This is a genomic window from Methylomonas fluvii (assembly GCF_014850975.1).
Lineage (GTDB): Bacteria > Pseudomonadota > Gammaproteobacteria > Methylococcales > Methylomonadaceae > Methylomonas > Methylomonas fluvii.
Window position 1 is genome coordinate 1,609,996 of the sequence record NZ_JACXST010000002.1, and the last position, 23,244, is coordinate 1,633,239.

A 23,244-nucleotide genomic window follows, 5' to 3' on the forward strand; every position below is an offset into this window, starting at 1 on the left:
GCGAGGTTCGCCGCCCTTTTTCCAGCCGATTAGTTCAACAAGTCCAGCGCTTTTGCCGCAGCTTTTTGTTTGGCTTTGCCTTTCACGGCTTTAACCGCTTCGCCGGTTGATTTGGGCGCCGCCTCAACCTTACCTTTCAACTCCGTTGCCTTTTCCTTGTTGGCCTTCAAGGTTTCGGCGCCTTGTTTAACTTCCGCGGGTACGGCTTGCTCCAGTTTTTGTTGGGCGGCGTCTTTAACGGCGTCTTGGGCTTGGTCTTTTAGAACGGCTGGCGCATTTTGTACACCTTGCTGAACTTGTTGCACCTGGTTCACCGCCTGCCCAGCCTGTTCGACACCCTTAACCGCGCCAGGGACTACCGATGTCGCCGTTTCCTTTGCAGCTTGTTTGGCGACGCCTTCCAATACCGCCGCCTGAGAAAACGCCGCGCCGGAAACCAATACTAAAGAACTGAATAAAATCGCTTTATGTTGCATGTTGTTACCCTCGTACTTAGTTGTTATCGAGATTAGACAATACTACAAGGAAGCTTAACGGCGGATTAACCGCTAGCCGGCAATCCGTTTTAACGTCAAAGCCACCAACTCTTCCGCGCGCGCCATAGCGTCGGCCTCGGCGTAGCAACGCAATTCCGGCGCATTGCCGGAGGGACGCAGATGCACGATCTCGCCGTTAGCGAAAGTCAAGCGCAAACCGTCAGTCGTATCGCTGTTAACCGGGGCCCCGAGCGAGTCACCCCATAGTCCGCGATAAGCGATCTCATCGGCTTGCAATCGTTCCAGCAAGGCGCGGCTATTAGCGACCGGAAAGTCCTGAATACGGTCGCTGGCGGTGTAGCGTTGCGGCAAGCCTTGCAACAGCCCCGATAGCTTCACACCTTGAGTGCTAGCCATCGCCAGTAACGCCAAGGCCGGCAGCAACGAATCACGAGTCGGCAACGGCGCCAAGGCCTTGCCGTTTACCGACAAACCGTTACCGGCCAGAAAGCCGCCATTGGCTTCAAAACCAGCCACGCCGCCGCTTTGCACCTCTTCCATGCCGGCAATAACGTAAGGCGAGCCGATCCGAGTACGGATCACTTGCTTGAACCAGCCGGAGGCTTCGATGGCGGTATTGCAGCTCACCGGCGTCACCACCGTATCGGCACCCAAAAATTTCGCGCACAGCAAACCCACAATATCGCCGCGTAGCCATTCACCGGTTTCGTCACCGATCAAGGGCCGGTCGCCGTCGCCGTCGGTGGAAATCAGCGCATCAAGTTTGTATTCGGCGGCCCAATTGCGGCCGCGCTGCCGATCCGCCTCGCCGACGGCTTCGGTGTCGATAGGTACGAAAGTATCGGTGCGTTCCAGGCCAATCACCTCGGCGCCCAGCTCCGCCAGTACGTCTTTCAATACATCGCGGGCGGCGCTGGAATGTTCGTAGACGCCAACCCGCCAGCCGTTTAGCAAATCATCAGCGAACAAACTGGTGTAGCGTTGCCGAAATTGCGTCAGTGCCGCCGGATTAACAGCGGGCAGCTCAGCCGTCACTGCTTGCACATCCACCGTTGCACCGGTCATTGCCGCTTCGTCGGCCTTGCTGATTTCACCATCGGCCCGATAAAACTTGATGCCATTACGATCAAACGGAATATGACTACCGGTGACCATGATCGCCGGCAGCCCGTTCGCCAACGCATACAAGGCCAGCGCCGGCGTCGGCAACACCCCGCAAAAATCCACGTCGCAGCCCGCCTGCAGAATGCCGGCCACGCAAGCTTGGGCGATTTCCGGGCTGGATGGCCTCAGATCCATGCCCAGCGCAATTTTTTGGCCGGGCCGTACCAGATTTAAAGCTTGGATAAACGCCAGTGTATAAGCCGCGCAGACTTCGCCAGTCATTTGACTAACCAGACCGCGCGCGCCGCTGGTGCCAAAGGCCACGCCGCTGTCGGCCATCATTTGTTGGATGTTGATTGTTGTCATGGGATATTGAGATAAGTTGAATTTAACGAATTTTTTGCGGTTGAGATAATTCTTCAAAATACGCCAACAATTCATGCAGGCGAGTGCTCGGATTCATTTCGCCGCTATCGAGTGCTTCGGTTAAGACTTTTGGCGCGAAGTGTCTGGCTTCAGGAAACCGGCTTTCCAGGTTCCAGAAAATATTTCGATCACTGCGTTTGTCATAGTCCGCGAAGTCAGGATAAGCGCGCAAGTCCTTAATCAGCGAGTCAGGCGAATGCGGTTTGCGGCTATATCCGAAATGCAGCAGCAACCAAAACTCAAAACAGGGATAGGAAACAATCGCGTCGATCTTTGCCTGGCTTTTCGCTGCGTCCAACGCTTTTTCGAAGTTGGCGTGGTTGTCGCGGTCTATTACGCAGAACACCCGGTCGAACTTGCCTTTTCTGCCAATCGCTTCATTGACAATGCTCAAGGGGTCGGTTTTACCGCAATGGCAAATTTCGACTTGGACTTTTACCCGAAAATACCCACTGGCGTCTTCCAAATAACGCTTACCGGACTTGCTGTCTTCGCAAATCACCAAGACAGTCGGTTGCGGTTTGAAACGCGGCTTGCTCCGATTAAAAGACGCGGCGTTACGAGACATTTTAACTTCGGCGAATTATCGGCAGAGCACGGTAGCGGCCTTCGTAATAGCGTTTTTCCAGATCTTCACCTTCCCTGCCCTCAAAATCGTGAATGGAACGCAGCTGGGTTGCGCCGTTGGCATCGCGCTCGGTTAGCCAGAATTGGTCGCGGCGTAGTAGCTTCGTGTCCATTAAGTGAGTGTCATGGGTGGTGAATATAAGCTGGGCAGACATATCAGACTTCAGATGCTTGTCTACTAAGGACTTAACGATCTCCGGATGAAGACTGCTGTCGAGTTCATCAACAACCAATGTAAAATTTTCTTTCGCATGCCCGGACTGGCTATGAACGCGCCACGGCAACCAAAATCCAATCAAATTTTTAGTACCGTCCGACTCATCATTAAAATCAAACTCGCCTTCTCCAAGTGCAGTTTGATGAACCAAAACCATTTTGCTTTTTGGCTTAGATTCAATCAAAGCTCCCAACAAACCTAGATTGGCAGACTCCAATTTATCAAAACGTATTTTGGTAACTGGAACATCGACATCTTGAAGAAATGAGGATATCTGTTCAGCAAAAAAAGAGTGTTCTTCAGCGAGCTTTTGGCTGGCACTTGCCCATGATTCCATACTTCCAGTAACAACCATCAGCCCTTTTTGCAGCCACCGAAAAGGAAGCCTTAGTTGGGTTAACTCCTCGCTGCTGTTTGCTACTGCTTGCGTAATAAACAATACCTGCGGGCTAGTTGAATTTCTCCAAACCTCATGGAGTCCATCCCCGCCCTCTAAAGAGCTGCCAAATCTATAAGTTTCGCCAGACGTCCGATATAGCCGCTCGTACAACATAGTTTCTTTGCCTGCGGGAAACGAGATTAGTCGTTCCTCCACAATACGGTCCTGCGTCAAAGCTAACTCAAACTGATAACGTTGCTCAGCGTGCACAAAATGCAATTCTATGCGACTAGGCGAAAGCCTAAGCTGAGGATCGAAACGAAATGGAGTGACAGGGAGAGGTATTGGCTGTGCGCTGGGTTGTCGAGAGGCAACTTCTCGAACAACGTCCAACGCTCTTATCAAATTGCTCTTACCCGATGCATTCGGCCCATAAATCGCAGCCACTTTGAGTAAATCTGGCAGTTTTTCTCCCTTGACGGCAGGTTTGAACACATTTTCACGTTTCCGCAATCTGGGTGCCGCAACCATCGAAAAAGTCTGTTTCTCGCGGAAGGAGCGAAAGTTAGTAACGGAAAATTCGATTAACATGCAGAAAACTCGCAATTAGATGGCACTATTCCTCAATACTATAGCCAATCATCAGACCATCTGCAGATAAACTGCATTTTAGCTCTAATATTCCAGATCTATTGATCGATTAAAATCACTGCGGCGAGCAATGCATCCGCCGAATAAAATCCTGCAGCGTTTGCCCCGGATCGTCGGTAAAAGCTTCCTCCAGCACCAACGCCCGCAGGATGCGATCCAGCCGGAAATTACGAAAATCGCCGCGCAGTTCGCACCAGCCCACCAAGGTCCAGACATTGCCCCAAAAATATAAGCCCAGCGGCCTGATCCGCCGTTGGCTGAAGGTACCGTCGGCTCGGCGGTAATCCATGCACAGCAAACGCTTGCCATCCAGCGCCTTGCGGCAAATATCCATGGTCACATCCAAATCTTCACGCTGCGAAAATCGTAGCGCGAACAATTTGCTGCGCTCCAATTGCTCGCGCAATTCCGCCGGCACCACCGCCGTCACCTTATCCAACACCGACTGCGCCGAATGCCCCAGCTCTTTACCGGCCCAGGTTTTCACCATCCGCGCGCCGATGACCAAAGCTTCCAGTTCGGCAGCGCTGAACATGATGGGCGGAATATCCAGACTATGACGCAGCATGTAACCGACGCCGGCCTCGCCTTCGATAGGAATGCCGGACAAGCTTAAAACCTGGATGTCACGGTAGATAGTGCGCTCGGAAACCTCCAGACGCTCGGCGAGCGCCTTGGCGGTAACCATCCGCCGGTTACGCAGGATTTGGACGATTTGAAACAGGCGATCAGCGCGGCGCATGGGCAAGTAGGGCAGTCTAGTTCAGACTGCCCCGGATTTATTGGCCGTTAAGCTTGGGAATACAGGCCAACACGATTACCTTCGCTGTCTAGCAACATCGCAAAGTAACCGCATTCGCCGTCGTGGATGGGGGTTTTCGGCATCAACACGCTGCCGCCGCTTGCCTCTACCTTGGCCAAGGGCTCGCTCAAATCGGCGCCGCCGTTGAAATACACCACCGCGCCGTTAGCGCTGGGTTGATAGTGTTCACCCAATATCAACATACCGCTGACCGAGCCTTCTTCAGCGTCAAAAATCGCCATTTGATAGCCGCTCATTTCCTCTTCCTTGAACGATACATTCAAAATGCTGCGATAAAAACCCTGCGCGCGCGGCATATCGATGACGGGTAATTCAAACCAGGTTGCGACGTTGTTGATCATGATGTTGTCCTCGTTGTGGTTAAAAGAGCCGTCATCCTAAAACAGCCCTCCTGACAGCGTTATGTCAGCAATGTTTTGGGCCTTAGCGCCGGCCGCCCAATAACGAGCCCAACACGCCGCGAATGATTTGCTTACCCACTTCCTGGCCTATGCTGCGCGCGGCACTTTTGGCGGCCGCTTCCAGCACGCTTTGCCCGCTGCTGCGGCCGCACCGAGATTTGGTGGCGTCACCGACACCGCCCAATAGCACTTCACCCCAATTGAAACCGGATCCGGAATCGCCGCTCTCACTGGCAGATTCTGGCGGCGCGACTTTTTCGGCGCGGCCTTTGAGAATTTCGTAGGCCGATTCGCGATCGACCTGCTTTTCGTAATGGCCGGCGATGACGGAAGTATTGATCGATTCCTGCCGCTCGGCCTCGCTGACCGCGCCGACATGGGAGCTTGGCGGCTTGATCATCGCCCGTTGTACCGGCATCGGCGTGCCTTTTGCGTCCAGGAATGACACCAGCGCTTCGCCCACACCCAGTTCGGTGATAGCCGTTTCGACATCCACATCCGGATTGGCTCTAAAGGTTTCCGCCGCCGCTTTCACGGCTTTTTGATCGCGCGGGGTAAACGCCCGCAAGGCATGCTGCACGCGGTTGCCGAGCTGGCCCAAGATCACGTCGGGAATATCCAGGGGGTTTTGACTGACAAAATACACGCCCACGCCCTTGGAACGAATCAAACGCACGACTTGTTCAATTTTTTGCAGCAGCGCGGCCGGCGCGTCATTGAACAATAGATGCGCTTCGTCGAAGAAAAATACCAATTTAGGCTTATCCAGATCACCGGCTTCCGGCAGATTTTCGAATAACTCGGACAACAACCACAACAGCAAGGTGGCGTAGACGCGCGGCGAGTTGTAGAGCGTATCAGCTGCCAGAATATTGATCACACCCCGGCCGCCATCGGTTTGCAGAAAATCGTTGAAATCCAGCGCCGGTTCGCCGAACAGATTCTCGCCGCCTTCGTGTTCCAGTTGCAACAAGCCGCGCTGGATCGCGCCGACACTGGCCGCCGAAATGCTGCCGTATTCGCCGGACAACTCGGAGGCATTCTCGGACGCGTATTGCAGTAAGGCCCGCAAGTCTTTCAAATCCAACAACAGCCAGCCGTTGTCGTCGGCAATTTTAAAGGCTGCGGTGAGCACGCCGCTTTGCACCTCGTTCAAATCCAGCATCCGTGCCAGCAGTAAAGGCCCCATTTCCGACACAGTGGAACGCAAAGGGTGGCCCTTTTTCCCCATCACGTCCCAAAACAGCGTCGGCATCGCCGCATAGTCGGCGGCTAACCCCAACTCAGTCAGCCGCGCCTCGACTTTGGGATTGCCGCCCCCCGCCCTGCTGATGCCGGACAAATCGCCTTTCACATCGGCCATGAATACCGGCACGCCGATTTGCGAAAACGCTTCGGCCAGGGTTTGCAGGGTGATCGTTTTGCCTGTGCCGGTCGCGCCGGCGATCAAGCCGTGGCGGTTGGCCATGCTCGGCAGCAGACACAGTTCGGCAGTTTGGGATTTGGCGATCAACAAGGGTTCGGTCATGGGCGTTTCCTGAAAAAGCGACAAGAATAAAAAGTCGCGCAACCATACCATGACCTGAATTGTTAGGTATAGGTTGGCATTATCGTCCGCCGCGCGTGCTGCTTTGTCTCAAAGAATCGAAGCCTAGCCTTAGGCTCCCGTTACAGCCATCTCTGCCTTGGGAGAATACCTTTGTAATACATTTCTTCAAACCTTCACGGACCGGTAACTGTTTTGACTTAGACAATTCGTACGATTGCGCACCGACTGGAACTCTGCTAGGTCGCTAAGACAAAATTTCTAGGAAGAATACCGATGACTTTGTTTTTATTCGAAGTTTTCTCAATTAAAGACTGAACGTAGGTAGCTGGTAACGGAAGCGGCAACGCATTGAAAAATCTCCAAACACCATGCGGCCAGCACACTTTAACCGACTTTGATAGGTCCTTAGTGAAAGCTAATGGTGCGACTCGAAGTCAACTTGCCTTTTTAAGTTATTAGGGACTTTTATGACCTTTAAATCTTCGCTCCTGGCCGCCGCCGGGGTGCTTTTAACATTAAGTGGGAACGCTTCGGCGGCGTTGGTCTCGCTGGATGGCAATGGTTTTACTGCCATCTATGACGATACGAATTTGGGCTTGTTTGGCGCGCCGACTTTATCGGGCGACGGCAAGAGCGTTTTATTCTCGCCGTTAAATTTTAAAGCCCAAGCAACCGGTACCCAGGGCACGGTCTTCGCCAACAGCAATGTTCAGTTCGACATTAGACCCGATGCGGATCTCAGTTTAAGCAGTGTAAGTCTGGTGGAAAACGGTGATTACCGTCTGGTCAATCGCTCCGGTAGCGTCACCTTGGCACCTTCGGTCGATGCATCAGGTCAATTGCGTTTAACCAATCTGTGGAATGGCGTGGATCATATCGCTACCAACTTTTCCGCCGGTCCGTTGACAGACTCATGCGCCACATCGTCCGGCTGCCCGCTAAGCACTTGGTCGGCTGCCGCAACACTGGATACGCCTATCGCATGGGGTAACGCGGATGTTCGCGTCAGGATTCAAAACGACTTGACCGCCGAATCTTTCAATGTCGGCGACTCCGCACTGATCGAGAAAAAACAATCGACCCAAAGCCTGGTATTTACACCGTTTATTGAAGGTGGAACCACCGCAGTGCCTGTTCCTGGTGCTGTTTGGTTATTTGGCTCTGCATTGGCTGGCCTGATTGGTTTGCGTCGCAAAACAATCGCTTAATACAGTATTGCTACACCCCAGCTTAACGCTGCCTAAACAGCGCGTCAGGCTAGCTAAAAAACGTTAACAATAGACACGGATGTCGCCTTAAGATTTCGTCACAAGCAGTCGCCAGATTTGTAACTGCTTCGTCTAAAGCCCCCTTGCGAAAACGGGTGAGACATTCACCGGCAGCATTGCCCTACGGAGCCCGAACGGGAGCTACAACAACTTGAGAATATCGGTTTCCAGGTCGGGATACGCGCCAAACCTGCATTGGACCAGCAAACCTGATCTATCAACCAAAATATAAGATGGGGTACCCTGTAACTGGAAAAACTCGAAGGTTTCGGCATGATAATCCAGAGTTTGTAAATATTGTTTTACCTGCGCTCGCACATGCGGTTGGCGCAAGCCGATGTCTTGTTCCAAATCGCTCAAGCGTTGGCTGATAAAAGCGTCAATTTCGCTTTCGATACTGCCGAACTCGCGCTTGGTCAATCTATCCATAGCGACCGGAAAATCAATACGATACGGCAACTTGCCATCCTGCAGCAGACCTCGCCCCGTTAATACCCGCAAGGTTTCGCCGATCACCTCGCCGGTTTCGACCAAACGTTTTAGATTTTGCAGATTATTTTTATCGAAGTCCTCAAAGGCGGTAGCCAGCCCCAGCACGGTCAAACCGCGCTCGGCATAACGTTGTTTTAACGCCAACACCTGCGGCAAACACGACAAGAAACAGCCGGGACAGTTGACTTGAAACACCGCCACCAACACGACTTGTCCAAGCAATTGTTCGAAATTGACAGGCTGTCCCTGCACCCATTCGGAAACCGATAGGGGCGGAACTTTTTGACCAATCATTACCGTTTTCATATCGCGCTCCCCCGATAGCTTTAACGAAGTCCCGACCAAATTTATGTCGCTCAGCGTCCGACAACCAACCTCAATAGCTTACCGGACGCCTTGTGCCAACCGGAAGAATTTAACTGAAAATTCCCTGAGGAATCCACATCCGCGAGACCATAGCTGCAACGCCGGACAACCTCGTCGGAGTGATGGCGAGGACTAATCCCGAAAGTTATTGAATTGCAAAGGCTGCTCCAAATCTTCCGTGCGCAACATTTGAATGACTTCCTGCAAATCGTCGCGTTTTTTACCGGTCACGCGCACCTTATCGCCATTGATCGCGGCCTGCACTTTGAGCTTTTTATCCTTGATCAGCTTGACGATTTTTTTCGCCAGATCGCTACCCACACCCTGCTTCAAGGTGATGGATTGCTGAGCGGTTTTGCCGGTGTCCTGAATCTTGCCGCTTTCCAAACTGGAAATATCGATGCCGCGTTTACCCATTTTGGCATACAAAATCGGCAACATTTGTTGCAGCTGAAAGGTCGATTCGGCTTTCATCAGGATGCTGTCTTCCTGCTGCTCGAAACAGGCATTGGAGCCTTTGAAATCAAAACGGGTGGAGACTTCTTTATTGGCCTGGTCCACTGCGTTGGTTAGTTCGTGGCTGTCGAGTTCTGAAACGATGTCGAATGATGGCATAGCATTGATTTACAAGTATAAAAGTGGGGCAACTATAACGGCCTTAGCGGCTTTATTCAACTGCTATATAAGCGCCCAATGCCAATTCATGGCGTACAAACCCTACTTGTCGGTGGCCGGTTTAGCGGGTATCTTAAACTGACGTCAACGGAGATACCGATGAAAAACCCGACCACATTCACACTTGCCCTGATCGCCAGCCTCAGCCTGCTGATAATGTCCGGTTGCGGCCAGGACCAAGCAAAATCAAGCACTCCAGGCAAAACCGCCGTCAAACAAACCCTGCGAACCACATCGTTGCTCGGCACCGTCAGCGACAACACCGGACCGCTCAAAACCGGCACCGTCAGCTTACTGTCCGAAAACGGAAAAACGCTTGCCAGTACCGAGCTCAACAATAGCCAGCGCTATGAAATTCAAGTACCTGCCGGCACCGATCTCCCGGTCGTTCTCAGTTACACGCCTGGCCCCAACGCACCGAAAGACGCGCCGTTAATCAGCGTGGTAATCCACCCCGACGCCAGCAAATACGACATCAACCCCACGACCACAGCCATCGCCAAACAAGCCAAGGCCATGGGCGGTTATACCCATAACAATATGGTGCAAGCAGCGGAAAGTACCGCCCATGTGCCGGATGCCAATAAGACCACAGCCGGTTTTCGCGGCGATCCTACCACTCAGTATGGCGGCTGGCATTAACGCACTACCCCGGTAACAGCGGCAATTGTCGGGCTTACGACAAATCACCGCCAATTCGTACGGTTGTTACTGACATCTCCTACCGCCCGCTCAGGCCACATCTCAAGCACAACGGGGCCTGGAGGCCCATCCGGTTAAATTGGATTGAATTTTGCTTCAGCTAAGCATTACTTTTCATTTAGCTGGGGCCAACCATGTCAAATACGGTATTTTCCGAAATTCTAAGCGGTTTGTACGATAACCAAGTCATTCCCTATCTCGGACCGGGAGCGGTATTCGACGCCAAAAGCAAATTGACGCAAGAGCCGATGCCCGCCGACAGCGACAGCCTGATTTTAGCCATGAACGGCGGCAAACCGATGGCGCCGAAACTGATGTACGAGTTTCCGCGCGCAGCGATGAACCAGGAACTTAAGCGTGGCCGCAACTATGTAACGCAGTTTCTCGACAAGACTTACGGACAAATTCAATACACCCGCGCATCCATGCACGATTGGTTAAAAGAATGGCGGCCCAAATATGTGGTCGACGCGAATCGCGACACTCAATTGCAAGATAGCTATGCCGACGAAGAACACACCTTGATAGTCGGCGTTGCCCGCATCGTCGCCACCGCCTTTCGTTTTAAAATCTATCATTACGACGGCAGTGCCTATTTCGAAATTCCACAGGAACAAGTAGATAAAAACCTGCCGATTTTGTTTAAACCCATGGGCACACCAAAACCGGAATCCAATTACATCGCTTCCGATGCCGATTACGTCGATTACATTACCGAGCTGATGGGCGGCTTCGCAATTCCGGACTTTTTAAAGGATTACCGCAAGGGCAAAAAATACCTTTTGCTGGGCCTGCCGCTCAACCGCGATTCCGAGCGCATGGTGATGAGCGACATCACCTACGGTGCCGACGAACATAGAGGCTGGTTTTTAAGAAAAAACCCTACCGACAAGGAAAAACGCTTTAGCGCGAAAATGGGCTTTGAGCTGATTAACGCCGACTGCCAGGACTTCCTGCAATCGGTGCAAGCTTCGGCTGTCGCTGCTTAAAAAATCCCGCAGCTCGGCCGGTGAGGACACGCGGCCGGGCTAAACGGTCGAATAGCTTCCACGAGCGCCATTTCGACCGCTTTCCTTAGCCAAATACAACTGCCGATCAGCCTCGTCCAGCAACTCGGACGGCAATTGTTGCAGCGCAGGCACCACCACCGCAAAACCGGCGCTAATCGTCACCCAAGGCGAAGCGCTGGAGCGGGTATGCGAAATTTGCTGCGCTTCAACACGCCGACACAGCAATTCAGATACGCGCTGCGCGCCTTCGCTGTCGGTTTCCGGCATCAGCATCACAAACTCCTCCCCACCGTAACGCGCCACCAAATCGCCGGAGCGGCTCACCGAGGCCGCCAATATCGTTGCCACCTGCCGCAAGCAAATATCGCCGGCGCCATGCCCGTGGCAATCGTTGTACGCTTTAAAATAATCGACATCCACCATGACTAAAGCCAACGGCAACTGATTGCGCTGCGCGCGTTTCCATTCATTTTCCAAGACCTGATCGAAGCGCCGCCGATTGGGGATGCCGGTGAGACCGTCCATCCAGGCCATCGCTTCCAACATGTCCGTCATTCGTTTCAGGCGAATATGATTGCGGATCCGCGCCTTAACCACCGGCAAATAAAACGGCTTGGTAATGTAGTCCATCGCCCCCAAATTCAGCCCGTATTCTTCGTTGGTCGCCGCGTTCATCGCCGTCACAAATATCACCGGGATTGCCGCAGTTTGCGGGTCGCTTTTCAGACGCCGGCAGACTTCATAACCGTCCATGCCCGGTATCATCACATCCAACAGGATCAGATCGGGCGGACCTTGCCTGTCAATGGCCTCCAGCGCCGCCTCGCCGCTGACCGCAACCTTGATGCGATACTCATCGATCAAATTTTCCGCCAATACCTGAATGTTGGTTGGCGTATCGTCTACGATCAAAATCAAGGGCTTGGAGATCTCGGTAGTCATGACTATCCTCTGTTCTGTCGCTGTGACGCTATCAAGGCCAGCAACTCCGCCAAGCTCACTCTAGCCTGACCGTAGTCGATATTGCCGACCTGTTTTTCTATTTTTTTTATCAGTAGCCGGGTTTCCGGACAAGGCAGCGCGCTCTTCAATTGCTCGATCAAGTCATTGGGGACAAAATCGCTACCTTCCAACAAGTCGCGTAACTGGCCGGCCAACTCGTTTGCCGCCAGCCAATCGGCGGCTTGGTTCTGTGCCTCGGCAACGGCACCCATAGCGGTGAAATCGGCAATCGTGTTCAGGGTGGCCGCCAGACTGGTCTCACAAGCGGCGAGGCAAGCGTCGAACGGCATACCGACATGCAAAGCTTCCTCCAGGTTCGCCGCGGCCCGGCTGAGTTCCACAGCGCCAAGCACGCCGGCAGCGCCCTTCAAATTGTGCAGCAAATCAACCGCCTGCTCGATTTTTCCGGCGCTATGCAACGCTCTCAGACGTTGCATGGTATCGGCAAACTTATCCCTAAAACACTCGAACAACAGTTGCAATTTATGGCTATCCTCACCAATCATAATCCGAATATACGCCATATCAAATCCAGGCAGTTCACTGGATAAGCAGGAGGCTATAGACTCTGGCTTCGGCACTGCCGGCTCGACCGACACACTGCGTTCGGACGGTTTTATCCAGCGCAACAAAGCCGCCATCAAAGTCTGCGGCAACACCGGCTTGCCAATATGATCGTTCATGCCGGCAGCGTAACAATCGTTGCGCTCGCGCTCCTGCACCGCTGCCGTCATGGCAATGATGGGCAAATCGGCAAACCGCGCATCCTGGCGGATCAGCCGGGTCGCTTCGATACCGCTCATCTCCGGCATTTGTAAGTCCATCAGCACCGCGTCGTAACGGTTTTTCCTGACCGCCTCGACCCCTTCCCGGCCGTTGTTAACCACGGTGACGCGCAAGCCGGAGCTTTCCAGATATTCCCGGGCCACCATTTGGTTGACCTCGTTGTCTTCCACCAACAAAATGCGCGCCCCGCGTATCGAAGCCGCCATACCCGCCAGCAGCGGCCGGCTTTTTTCATTGCCCTGCTCGGGGTTGCCGCCCTGCAAACGTGTCAAGGCTTCCAGCAAGGTGGATGGCATCACCGGCTTGACCAAAATATCATCGGGTACCGCATCGCCGGCCGCACTCAATAATTTCTCGCGACTGAAGGCTGTCACCATAATTACCACCGGGGCGCTCCGAATCTCGGTGCGGCGCACCATCTCCCGAATTTCCCGGGTAACCTGGACGCCATCCAGACCGGGCATTTTCCAATCCAGTAACACCAATTCGAAGTCCCGATTAGCGTCGTTGGCCGCGCGCAGCGCTTCCAAAGCTTGCGCCCCTGATGCCGCTTCCTCGACCTGAAACCCCCAGGCCAGCAAAATATCGCGCAACATCTGCCGGGAAATGTCCAAATCGTCGACGATCAACACCCGCATGCTTTGCAGATGGCCGGGAATTTGTCGAGCTTTCTGCTCGGACGGAAACGGCAGCAGCAGCGTAAACTCGAATAGGCTGCCTTCGCCAAGCTGGCTCTGCACGGCTAAATTACCGCCCATCATTTCCACCAGCCGCTTGCTGATGGTCAATCCCAGCCCGGTACCGCCGAAGCGGCGGGTAATCGAACCGTCGGCCTGGGTAAAGGCATGAAACAAATGCTCAAGCTGCTCCGCAGACATGCCAATACCGGTATCACGTACCGAAAAACTCAAGGTGGAGTAGCCGTGGGTTTTTGCCACCTGCGAAACTTTGATATGAATTTCTCCGGCCTCGGTAAATTTCACCGCATTACCCACCAGATTGTTCAATATTTGCCCCAAGCGCAGCGCATCGCCAATCAAGCGCGGCGGCAAAGCGGAATCCAGTTCCAGCACCAGTTCCAGGCCTTTTTCCTCGGCGCGGACGATGAACAGATTCAGCACATTCTCCAGCACATCCTCCAAACTGAACGCTTCGGTCTGCAATTCCATGCGGCCGGCTTCGACCTTGGAATAATCGAGAATGTCGTTGGTAATCCCCAACAAGGCCAGCGATGAGGTGTGGATTTTCCTTAGATAATCGCGCAGCTTGGGCGACAGGTCGCTGTTCAAAGCCAAATCCGACAAACCGATGATCGCGTTCATCGGCGTGCGGATTTCATGACTCATATTTGCCAGAAACATGCCTTTGGAGCGCGAGGCGGCTTCCGCTTCGTCTTTGGCTTGCAATAATTCTTCGGTGCGCTGCGCTACTTCGGCTTCCAGGCGGTCGCGATGCCCGGTCAGGGTTTCATCGCGTAATTGGATCTCGCCCAACATGGTATTAAAGGCCTGCACCAAATCGCCAATCTCGTCTCGGTCGCGCTGCGCCACCCGCAAGGTGTAATTTTTATCCTCGGCGATAAGCCGCGCGGCCGTAGCCAACTCCTCTATCGGCCTGGAAATGATGCGCTGCAAGCGGATTGCCAACAGATAAACCAATATCAGCGCCAGCCCCGCCGCCCCCAAACTCTTGCCCAAATCGACCAGTTGATCGTTCCATTGCGCCGTGAAATCGGCTTGCAACAGCACATAACCGACCAACTCGGTATTTTTGATCACCGGCGTAAATAGCTCGGCGCGCCGGCTCCAGAAGTTGGTGCGCAGTTCGCGGAACGGTCGGCGAAAGTCGCTGGGTACATCAATATTCGCCGTTCCCCGGCTCCACGAAGCGAGTACGCTACCATCGACGGACACCATCCAGGCCGCATACAGCTCCGGCCGGTCTTTCAACGACTCCAGCAGACGAGTGGCTTCGGATTTATCGGCAAACACCAACGCCGCTTGGCCGTTTTCGGCTAACACGTCCGCCAAACTGGACAATTCGTGCAACACGCTGCGATAGCGGCTCACCACTGAGCTGACCACCATCACGGACAGACTGACGAATAGGCATACCGCACAACTAAACATGATGATGGACACCAGTTTGCGCCGTAGGGACCAGTTGGCAAAATTGGGCAACACGCGCATCACACTATCTCCCGTAAACAATGGCGGCAATATTCAACAGTTGGCCGGGTAAATGCAGCCGGGCGTTACGAATCGGTTCCAGATTCACTTCAAATACCACCTTGTTTTCGCGAAACAGCAAGCTGATACCGCCGCCTTTTTCGGCAAAGTCGTCGATGTCGGATAGAGTCAGCACCGGCGCATCGCGCAGCGCTTTTAAGGTCACCACAAAGTGGGATTTCTCGGAGCTGCCGAGAAACAACAGATGGCACGTAGTCAAGTCGGGATCGGTATAGTTATGTTGGACAAACCGCAAGGTGCGTTCGCCGGCCTTGCGCCCGTCCAGGGCTTGCAACTCGCTGTCCAGCACGCTACTTCCGACCACACAGAGCAAAATGTCCGCACCGGGCGGCAATACCTCGGCGGGCCATTCCACGAATTTGGCAAAATTGTATAGATAGGCGGCTTTGATCTGCGCCTCCGACAGACTGGCGGCCGGCAATACCTGCCAGCCAGGCACCAGCAGGCAAACACAGGCGAAAACCCATTTGCGCGCCAGATAGCGTCCGGATTGCGGCGCGAAAAAACGCTTGCTCAGGTAGTTTTTGACAATACCCCGCATCACGCCCCACGCGTAAGCTAAACGTTTCTGTCCGGCCATTTCGGAATGTATGCGAGATCCTTTTTGCATGGGGTTTTGGTTAAGAACCGTCCGGGTAGCTTTACGACGATGTGGTTTGGCGAGAGCCGGCAATCAAGTTTGTGAAAGTAGAAACGCAAACCCCAGCAGTCTTATCAGGGACCGGTTTGCGTTTCTACGCTTGATGTCGAATGATTTAATAGTTTAACCGCCTCTGCCAGGGCAACGGCAAAAACCGTTCAACTCCACGTAGGCATTACCGGCAGTTGAACCGGCCACGCTGCATGCGCCTTCCCAATATGTAGGCCCCACCCAAAGAGTATGCTGCGCGCGTAATTCCTGATCCTGCACCAAGGGCTGCACGGTAAATTTTTCGCTGCGCACCTCGACTTCCCAACCGGAAGGATAGGTACAGCCGGTATTGGGGCTGGTCCATTCGCCCAGTACAGTAACCGTAAATTCGTGCGCCGCCAGCGTGACGGTTTGTCCTTGGGCATCGGTAATCGAGCCGGATTTTTCGACCGACGTGTCACTGCCCTTGAAATCGAACAACATGATTTGCCGGTTGTCATCGAGTTCGATCGCAAACCATTGCCAACCTTGCAGAATGGCTTGGTAGAGTTCGCCGTATTGTCTGTCGAACCAACTATTACCGGTGACTTGAAAAGTCTGGCCGCCGATACTGATAGTGCCGGTGGTCGCCATTTTCGGCCGCGAGTAATAGTAAGTGTAACCGCCGAAACGGTAAGGATGGGGATCCCCGCCGTAATGCAACGCCGGAGGCTGCGTGGATTTCAGTTCCAGATCCAACACATAATCGCCGACTTGAGCGTGCAAGCGGTCATGACCGTCGCCGCCAACCGCGGTGACTTTATTATCGGCGCCGGAAGTCAGGTTGAAGCCGTTGGGAATGCGCTTGGGCAGATGGAATTCGACGAACTCTTCGAATGAAAAACGCTGGCCATTCACGTCGGTCACCGCCGCCTGCACTAGCTGATCGCGAAAAATCACCAAACTGTCGAATGAGAAAAACACGATTTCGAAGCCGAAGCGGCGGCCGTCGTCGGTAAATAAATGCCCGGTCCAATACCACCACTGCACTTGTTCGCTGGGTAAAAAGGCGTCGTCGGCCGGTAATTCGACCGGACCGATCAGCCCACGGCGCGGCAGGAACAAACACGCGAGCACGGTTAATACCAACAATAGCCAAGGCAATAACGGCGGCATCAGCAGGCCGACAATCAATACAATGCCGGCAATAATCCAGGGCAGTTTTTTCCAAAGCTTACGCATGATCGATACTCTTAAGGGGTTGAAAAATCAAAAGCGCCAGCTGAGTTTGCCGTAGATCGAACGCGGCACTTCCACCGCGCTACTCGGCAAGGACAGCGCGGATGAATCTTTATATTCCGGATGGCTGGGCGAGAATAGGTTTTGGGCGATGACGGCAAACTCCACACCATTGTAGGGCTCGTAAGCCAGTCTGGCATCAAAGGTGGTGTAGGCCGGCACGGCCTGACTGGTGGAATGCAAGCGGCCAACATGCCTTAGGGTAAAGTCGAGCTTGATTTTTTCCGGCAAATCCATCTGCCAGCGCAAAGAGCCGCGATGCCGCGGACTCAGACCGGCGATATCCGGATTGAGCGGATCCTGGGGGATTTCCATTTTCAGATGACTGTAATTGCCGCTGAAGCGCATCCAGTCCAACACATGCCATTCGCTGGCAATCTCGATGCCGCGTGTGGTGAAGTCTTGCTGGGCGTTACTCCAAATCAAGGACTGAGTCAGCCCTACCAACTCGCCGCGGCGGAACAACACCAAGTCGGAATAATGATTGCTGAAGGCGGTAATATCGGTGGAGAATTTTTCGGTCCACTGGGTGCGGTAACCAATTTCGGCGGCAAAGATTTTTTCGGCGCGCAGCTTGGGGTCGGGCTGTGCAATAACTTGAATCTGATCGAACGGCGCCGGCAAACCGGTCGGTACGCCACCCAGCCCCACATTGGCCTGCGCTTCGCCGCGCGCCGGCGTGCGCGATGCCCTGGAAACCGAGGCCCACAGCGAATGCACCTGATCCGGCGTCCACATCAAACGGGCGTTGGGCTGCACTTGCGTGTTACCGAAATGGCTTTCTTCCAACTTGGTACCCAGCGTCAAGCGCAAGGTGTTGTCGATCAAAGTGATGTCGTCCTGCACGAACACGCTGCCGTTGTGGTAACCCAAGCTGTTGGGCGTAAAGGCGATGGCCGAGGTATTGACCGTGGTACTGTGAATGAATCGGTAACTGGCACCCCACATCAAATCGTGGTCGGCATTGGGATGCAGGCGATGCTGAAAGTCGATGTCCACCATATCTTGACTGTCGGACAACGCTGCGGCGCTGAAAGCAACCCGGTCATAATAGCCTTGCAGCATGAATTCAGAACCGTCGCTGAAATTGCCTTCCCAACGCGCCAGCAGGTTGGCGCCGTCGGCATGGTCGTCGAAATTGAATTCGCGGTTGAACGGCGGCAAAACCGTTTGCGGCACCACGGTATTGCCTATGGTCTTGCGGTAAACATCCCCTTGTACCGTGTAGCGGCTGTCGTTGGAGATCCGATCATCGATACGAAAACCGCCCTGCACCGAGCGCCAGTCGTCGTGCAGCCTGTCTCCGGAAGCGTTAACAAAAGTATCGCGTTCAAAGGTTTTGGCATACACCCGGTAACTGCCGTCGTCGCCAATACGGCCACCGTGCCGGTAACCGGCGAAGCCGCGCTCCTGGTTGCCGCCACCGGCCACGAACAAATTGCCTTGGGTGTCCTTGGCTTTCTTGGTGATGATATTGATCACACCGTTTACCGCGTTGGCGCCCCACATCACCGCGCCCGGTCCGCGTATTACCTCGATACGCTCGATGTCTTCCATCAAGGTATCCTGTAAATCCCAAAACACCCCGGAAAATAACGGCGTATAAACGCTGCGGCCGTCCATCAGTACCAGCAACTTATTGGCGTAACGGCCATTGAAACCGCGCGCGGTAACCGCCCAGACACTGGCGTTGATTTGCGCTACCTCAAGGCCGGGCGCCAGGCGAAGTGCATCGGGAATACTGGTGGCGCCTGAGCGGCGAATGTCTTCCTGACTGATCACGAACGCCGCTGCGGCGGTATCGGATACGGTCTGCGACTTTCTGGAAGCCGACGACACTTCCATTTGCATGAGTTCGTTGATGGAAAAATCTTCGATATCCGGAGCGTTGTCGGCCACCGCGCTCCCGAGAATATTCACGTTAAGCGCCATACCGAACAGAAACAGGTTTAATCGATTCGTCGCTTGTATTTGATACCGGCCATTCAGCCATATCGTTGATTTCATTTTTTTATTATCTTGAGGTGACAACCATTTTGACGCGGGGGGCCGTCGGCTATCCATTCAGCGATGCCCGCTCCGGCAAACCGTTTACAAGATAGTCGCTAAATGCCGATAAGGCATCCGTAATACGCCAACATCGACAAATTCATTGCGTTTTTTGAGGGCTATCACATTTCATGCGGCAAAATTGCGCGCCAGCGACAAGTAATCGGCTCGGCGCTAAGGCAGCGCTGATGGCAGCCGATCCGTAAAAGTGAGTAGTAATCCTTACCGGACTATGGAAGTACCCTTGATTTGCACATAGACGGCCATGCCGGGCCGCACATTTAACAACATCGCCGATTTTTGGGTGATATGCGCCAGCAGCACCTCCTCGCCTACCGCCAGTTGCACCACGGTTTGGCCCTGGCCCATTGCGCTGAGCGCCAGCACACTGGCTGGCAGAATATTCAGGATGCTGGACGCTTCCGGCGGTTGTAGGGTAATACTAACGTCGCGGGCGTAAATTCTGATCCGGACCGGGCTGCCGACCGGCATATCCAAATACGGCAAACTCAGACTGCCTCCGGCGAATTCGGCATGGCTGAGATGATACTCGGCTTCGTGGCTGACCAACTTGCCCTGCCAGACGCTGGCCGCTTGCCGATCCAGGGCCATGGGTCCATCCAGCCGAGTCAGGGTTTCCGCCAGCGGCCCGCACGCTACTACTTTGCCGGCTGCCAGCACCAGCAGGTGGTCTGCGAGTTGATTGACCTCCTGTAAGGAGTGGGTGACATACAGAATCGGGATTTGCAGATTCTGATGCAAGCCGGTCAGGTAAGGCAGGATGTCCTGCTTGCGTTGCTCATCCAGCGCGGCCAGCGGCTCGTCCATCAACAACACATCCGGACTGGCGGCCAAGGCCCTGGCTATCGCCACCCGTTGCCGTTCGCCGCCGGATAAACGGGCCGGCAAGCGCGCCAGCAACGGCCCTATCGCCAATAATTCAATCGCTTGCTCCAGGGAAAACAGCCTATCTTTGGTTCGCAAACGCCGCACCGCATAATCCAGATTGCCGCGCACCGAAAGATGCGGAAACAGGTTGGCCTCTTGAAACACGTAAGCCAAATTGCGGCGATGCGTGGGCAGGAAAAAATCGTGTTCGCTGTCTTGCCAAAGCGTTGCACCGATTTTCAAAAAGCCTTGCGTTGGCCGTTCCAAACCGGCGATACAACGCAGCAAGGTGGTCTTGCCGGAACCAGAATGTCCGAAAAGCACCGTCACGCCGCTGGCGGGTAGGTTTAAATCGACATCCAAAGCAAATTGGTCGTAAGCCAAGCGCAGGCGCGCCTGAATGCTGGGCACTGGGGACATAATCATTTCAAGGATTGCGTCAGCGTTTGGGTTTGTTGGCTGCTGTAAAGCAGCAGTAACACCAAGAAAGAAAAGATCAGCAAGCCGCCGGCCAGCCAATGTGCCTGGCCGTATTCCAAGGCTTCGACATGATTGTAAATTTGCACGGATACCACGCGGGTCTTGTCGGGAATATTGCCGCCCACCATCAATACCACGCCGAATTCGCCGACGGTATGGGTAAAACCCAGCACCCCGGCAGTTAAAAATCCTGGTTTCGCCAAAGGCAGCGCCACGCTAAAAAATCGATCCAGCGGCCCGGCGCCCAAAGTCGCGGCGGCTTCCAGCGGCGCATCGCCCATTGCCACGAAGGCGTTCTGCAATGGTTGCACCACAAACGGCAACGAATACAACACCGACGCCACCACCAAACCACCAAAGCTGAACGGTAAAGTGCCGATACCCAGCCATTGGGTGAATTTTCCCACCAGCCCGGCCGGCCCCATCAACACCAATAAATAAAAACCCAATACCGTCGGCGGCAACACCAACGGCAATGCCACCACGCTATTAATGACGCCTTTCCAGCGCGAGCGGCTGCGCGCCAACTTCCAGGCCAGCGGCGTGCCCAATAACAGCAAGAGTAAGGTAGCCAGACTGGCCACGCGAAAGGTCAAAAACAAGGTGTCGAGATCGGCGGCGTTTAGCATGCAAGGCTTGGTCTGAGTGACGGGGAGTCGCTACTAGGCGACGCATCTGCGGTCTATTTTCGCTAATCGGACTGGTAGAACGCCAGCAAAATACACATTGGCTTTTAGAAAAACTGCAGGTACGACGGGTATCGGCAAAATAGGCCGGACTTTCAATCAAACCCTATTGATCACGGGTATGCTGTCGGACTGAGCTTGTCGAATCCTTGGCTGTTGCGCCCGTCGACAGGCTCAGTACCCTCAGGAAGATAAAGGCGACGCTAACAACCAGGGCTTACTTTCCAATAATCTGTAAACGGTTTTCCAGCTTGGCCGCCACCAAGGCATCGTAATGCCGTTGCAGCATCGAATCGGTTGGCCGCGGAAATAAGGTTGCCTCAATCTCGCTTTGCAATTGCGTCAAAAAATGCCGTTTGAGAACCGAATCCTCGGGCAGTCCCGGCACTGAACCACTGACATCGCCTACTGCTTTACTAGAGCCGCTGGATTTACCCGACTTTGTATAAGCCGACAGCATGTAACCCAAGGGCGCGAATGCGCAGGCAGCCACAATCAACATAATCAAACCAACCCATATCACTTCACTCATCTCATCACCTTAATGACATTGCCAAAAAATCGGCGACAGACTTTGGCATGCACCTGCCGCCCTCTTGAAAATCCCAGTGGTTTTCAATTGACCCGCAGCAATATCAATGCCATGGAACGCTATGCCCGCAAGCCTGGAAACACAAGGACTTTCAGGGGTGTGTCACAGTTTGTGTGTATTGTTTTGAGACAGGAATGCAACAAGATTGCAACATTCAGAAAAAATTGTCAGCGATACAATTGCGGAAGTTTTCGTGGGGGCGATACCTTTCCCAGTAGCCGGCCTTTCTGATAAGGCAAAACATCCCGCTAGTACGTTAATGTTTTTCCTTTCGTACTTCACGCATTGCCAGTGCCTCGGCAAATCGGCATGCAAACCCAATACGCACGCCCATTCTGACTCAAGCCTTACCGCTTGTTGTTGAAACCTGATCAACGTCCGAAACCCTTGATTCAGACGAACCAGCCAGCAAATCCTTGACTAAAGCATTAGGGAAACGCCGGCTCGGTGTGATGGCATAAAAACGCTCGCGAATATCCGCGATACGGTAGCGTTCCACCAACAGGCCTTGGCGCAATTCATCCAAAACAACAACCGGCGGCACCAGAGTCAAATGGCCGGATTCGCGGGCCAGCAAGCGCAACATCGCCATGTCATCCACTTCGGCCACCACAATGGGCCTCACACCGGCTTGTTCCAGCAAAAAATCGAACGCAGCCCTAATTTCGCTTTCAATGCTCGGTAACAGCAGTGGTCTGCCATGCAGATCCTGCGGAAATTGAAACGGCAGATTGTCGGCGCTGGGTTTACCGACCAGGCTGACCGGCTGTTCGTCCAACAAATGGCAGTGCCAGTTGGTTTGCGCATCGCGTGGTACCGGCCGGTTGGATAACACTAAATCGATGGTGTGGGTGTGCATTTGTGCCAGCAATTCGCGCAGGCCACCAGAATGCAACACCAGTTCGACATCGCTGCGCTGGACTAAGGAGCGGACCAGCTCCAGCTGAAAATTACGCGACAGCGTAGACACCGCACCAATCCGCAATAACTGCCGTTCGCCAGCCGAACGGCCATGCATCAAGCTGATCAATTCATCCCCGGCGCGAAAGATGGCGTTGGCGTAATCCAAGGCAATCCGCCCGGCTTCGGTTAATTGCAAGCGTTTGCCTTCGCGCTCGAACAACTTTTGCCCAAACGACTCTTCGAGCTGACGCAATTGAATACTCAGCGCCGACTGCGACACATGCAAGCGCTCAGCTGCCCGCGTCAGATTGTTTTCGTTGGCGATCATCCAGAAATAACGCAGATGGTGATAGTTCAGCGAGGCCATTTATACATTAATAAAAAAGAACATTTAGATTAAATACATATATTGGATGAATTAATAGCCGATTGCTAGCATGACCTTACTCTTAACACTTCGGAGATTCTCATGAACCGCACTATCCGCTGGGCAATCTTAGGTATCGAACAACG

At 53.7% G+C, this 23,244-nt stretch carries 21 protein-coding genes; 3 read left to right on the plus strand and 18 right to left on the minus strand.

All coding sequences use genetic code 11. From position 1 onward, the window contains the following. Positions 1–29 precede the first annotated feature (29 nt). From EBB_RS16900 to EBB_RS16930, 7 genes are all read right to left on the minus strand, one after another. Positions 30–476: a hypothetical protein gene (locus EBB_RS16900; protein WP_192394875.1), complete on the minus strand. Its 447-nt coding sequence runs from the start codon at positions 474–476 to the stop codon at positions 30–32. A 72-nt stretch (positions 477–548) separates the two neighbouring features. Further along, positions 549–1,967, minus strand: a complete 1,419-nt coding sequence (locus EBB_RS16905; RefSeq protein WP_192394876.1) for a phosphomannomutase — start codon at positions 1,965–1,967, stop codon at positions 549–551. 22 nt (positions 1,968–1,989) lie between these two features. Next, positions 1,990–2,595: an RloB family protein gene (locus tag EBB_RS16910; RefSeq protein WP_192394877.1), complete on the minus strand. Its 606-nt coding sequence runs from the start codon at positions 2,593–2,595 to the stop codon at positions 1,990–1,992. A gap of 1 nt (position 2,596) precedes the next feature. Next, positions 2,597–3,841: an AAA family ATPase gene (locus tag EBB_RS16915; protein ID WP_192394878.1), complete on the minus strand. Its 1,245-nt coding sequence runs from the start codon at positions 3,839–3,841 to the stop codon at positions 2,597–2,599. Between the two features lie 115 nt (positions 3,842–3,956). Next, positions 3,957–4,643, minus strand: a complete 687-nt coding sequence (locus EBB_RS16920; protein WP_192394879.1) for a helix-turn-helix transcriptional regulator — start codon at positions 4,641–4,643, stop codon at positions 3,957–3,959. A 47-nt stretch (positions 4,644–4,690) separates the two neighbouring features. Further along, positions 4,691–5,065, minus strand: coding sequence for a VOC family protein (locus tag EBB_RS16925; protein ID WP_192394880.1), 375 nt, complete (start codon positions 5,063–5,065; stop codon positions 4,691–4,693). Between the two features lie 82 nt (positions 5,066–5,147). After that, on the minus strand, positions 5,148–6,653 hold the full coding sequence (locus EBB_RS16930) for a helicase HerA-like domain-containing protein (protein ID WP_192394881.1): 1,506 nt from the start codon (positions 6,651–6,653) through the stop codon (positions 5,148–5,150). Positions 6,654–7,141: 488 nt separating this feature from the next. On the opposite strand from EBB_RS16930, the gene EBB_RS16935 reads away from it, so the two are divergent. Beyond that, the gene (locus tag EBB_RS16935; protein ID WP_192394882.1) at positions 7,142–7,882 is read left to right on the plus strand and encodes a hypothetical protein; all 741 of its coding nucleotides are present in this window, start codon (positions 7,142–7,144) and stop codon (positions 7,880–7,882) included. Between the two features lie 201 nt (positions 7,883–8,083). Here EBB_RS16935 and EBB_RS16940 read toward each other — a convergent pair whose 3' ends face one another. Both EBB_RS16940 and EBB_RS16945 read right to left on the minus strand, forming a co-directional pair. Beyond that, positions 8,084–8,740 carry a thioredoxin domain-containing protein gene (locus tag EBB_RS16940; RefSeq protein WP_192394883.1) on the minus strand — a complete coding sequence of 219 codons (657 nt, stop codon included), beginning with the start codon at positions 8,738–8,740 and terminating at the stop codon, positions 8,084–8,086. A 192-nt stretch (positions 8,741–8,932) separates the two neighbouring features. Continuing rightward, complete coding sequence (locus EBB_RS16945) at positions 8,933–9,415, minus strand: YajQ family cyclic di-GMP-binding protein (RefSeq protein ID WP_192394884.1); 483 nt, start codon at positions 9,413–9,415, stop codon at positions 8,933–8,935. A gap of 159 nt (positions 9,416–9,574) precedes the next feature. Here EBB_RS16945 and EBB_RS16950 point away from each other — a divergent pair, with 159 nt between their 5' ends. Continuing rightward, on the plus strand, positions 9,575–10,117 hold the full coding sequence (locus EBB_RS16950) for a hypothetical protein (RefSeq protein ID WP_192394885.1): 543 nt from the start codon (positions 9,575–9,577) through the stop codon (positions 10,115–10,117). 194 nt (positions 10,118–10,311) lie between these two features. Further along, positions 10,312–11,166, plus strand: coding sequence for an SIR2 family protein (locus tag EBB_RS16955; RefSeq protein WP_192394886.1), 855 nt, complete (start codon positions 10,312–10,314; stop codon positions 11,164–11,166). Between the two features lie 39 nt (positions 11,167–11,205). On the opposite strand, the gene EBB_RS16960 is transcribed toward EBB_RS16955, so the two are convergent. The 9 genes from EBB_RS16960 to EBB_RS17000 form a co-directional block, all read right to left on the minus strand. Beyond that, a complete protein-coding gene (locus EBB_RS16960; protein ID WP_192394887.1) occupies positions 11,206–12,129 on the minus strand; it encodes a diguanylate cyclase domain-containing protein in 924 nt (307 codons plus the stop codon). A gap of 2 nt (positions 12,130–12,131) precedes the next feature. Continuing rightward, positions 12,132–15,164 carry a response regulator gene (locus EBB_RS16965; protein WP_192394888.1) on the minus strand — a complete coding sequence of 1,011 codons (3,033 nt, stop codon included), beginning with the start codon at positions 15,162–15,164 and terminating at the stop codon, positions 12,132–12,134. Between the two features lie 4 nt (positions 15,165–15,168). Next, positions 15,169–15,834, minus strand: coding sequence for a YfiR family protein (locus tag EBB_RS16970; RefSeq protein WP_225587474.1), 666 nt, complete (start codon positions 15,832–15,834; stop codon positions 15,169–15,171). A 153-nt stretch (positions 15,835–15,987) separates the two neighbouring features. Further along, complete coding sequence (locus EBB_RS16975) at positions 15,988–17,076, minus strand: lipocalin-like domain-containing protein (protein WP_192394889.1); 1,089 nt, start codon at positions 17,074–17,076, stop codon at positions 15,988–15,990. 27 nt (positions 17,077–17,103) lie between these two features. Then, positions 17,104–19,140, minus strand: a complete 2,037-nt coding sequence (locus EBB_RS16980) for a TonB-dependent receptor plug domain-containing protein (protein WP_225587475.1) — start codon at positions 19,138–19,140, stop codon at positions 17,104–17,106. A gap of 264 nt (positions 19,141–19,404) precedes the next feature. Beyond that, positions 19,405–20,481, minus strand: a complete 1,077-nt coding sequence (gene modC, locus EBB_RS16985; RefSeq protein WP_371741589.1) for a molybdenum ABC transporter ATP-binding protein — start codon at positions 20,479–20,481, stop codon at positions 19,405–19,407. Between the two features lie 11 nt (positions 20,482–20,492). Next, positions 20,493–21,179 (minus strand): molybdate ABC transporter permease subunit, encoded by a 687-nt coding sequence (modB, locus tag EBB_RS16990; protein ID WP_101052047.1) that lies wholly within the window; start codon positions 21,177–21,179, stop codon positions 20,493–20,495. 274 nt (positions 21,180–21,453) lie between these two features. Next, positions 21,454–21,768, minus strand: a complete 315-nt coding sequence (locus tag EBB_RS16995; protein ID WP_192394891.1) for a hypothetical protein — start codon at positions 21,766–21,768, stop codon at positions 21,454–21,456. Positions 21,769–22,168: 400 nt separating this feature from the next. After that, positions 22,169–23,098, minus strand: a complete 930-nt coding sequence (locus EBB_RS17000) for a LysR family transcriptional regulator (RefSeq protein WP_192394892.1) — start codon at positions 23,096–23,098, stop codon at positions 22,169–22,171. Positions 23,099–23,244 lie beyond the last annotated feature (146 nt).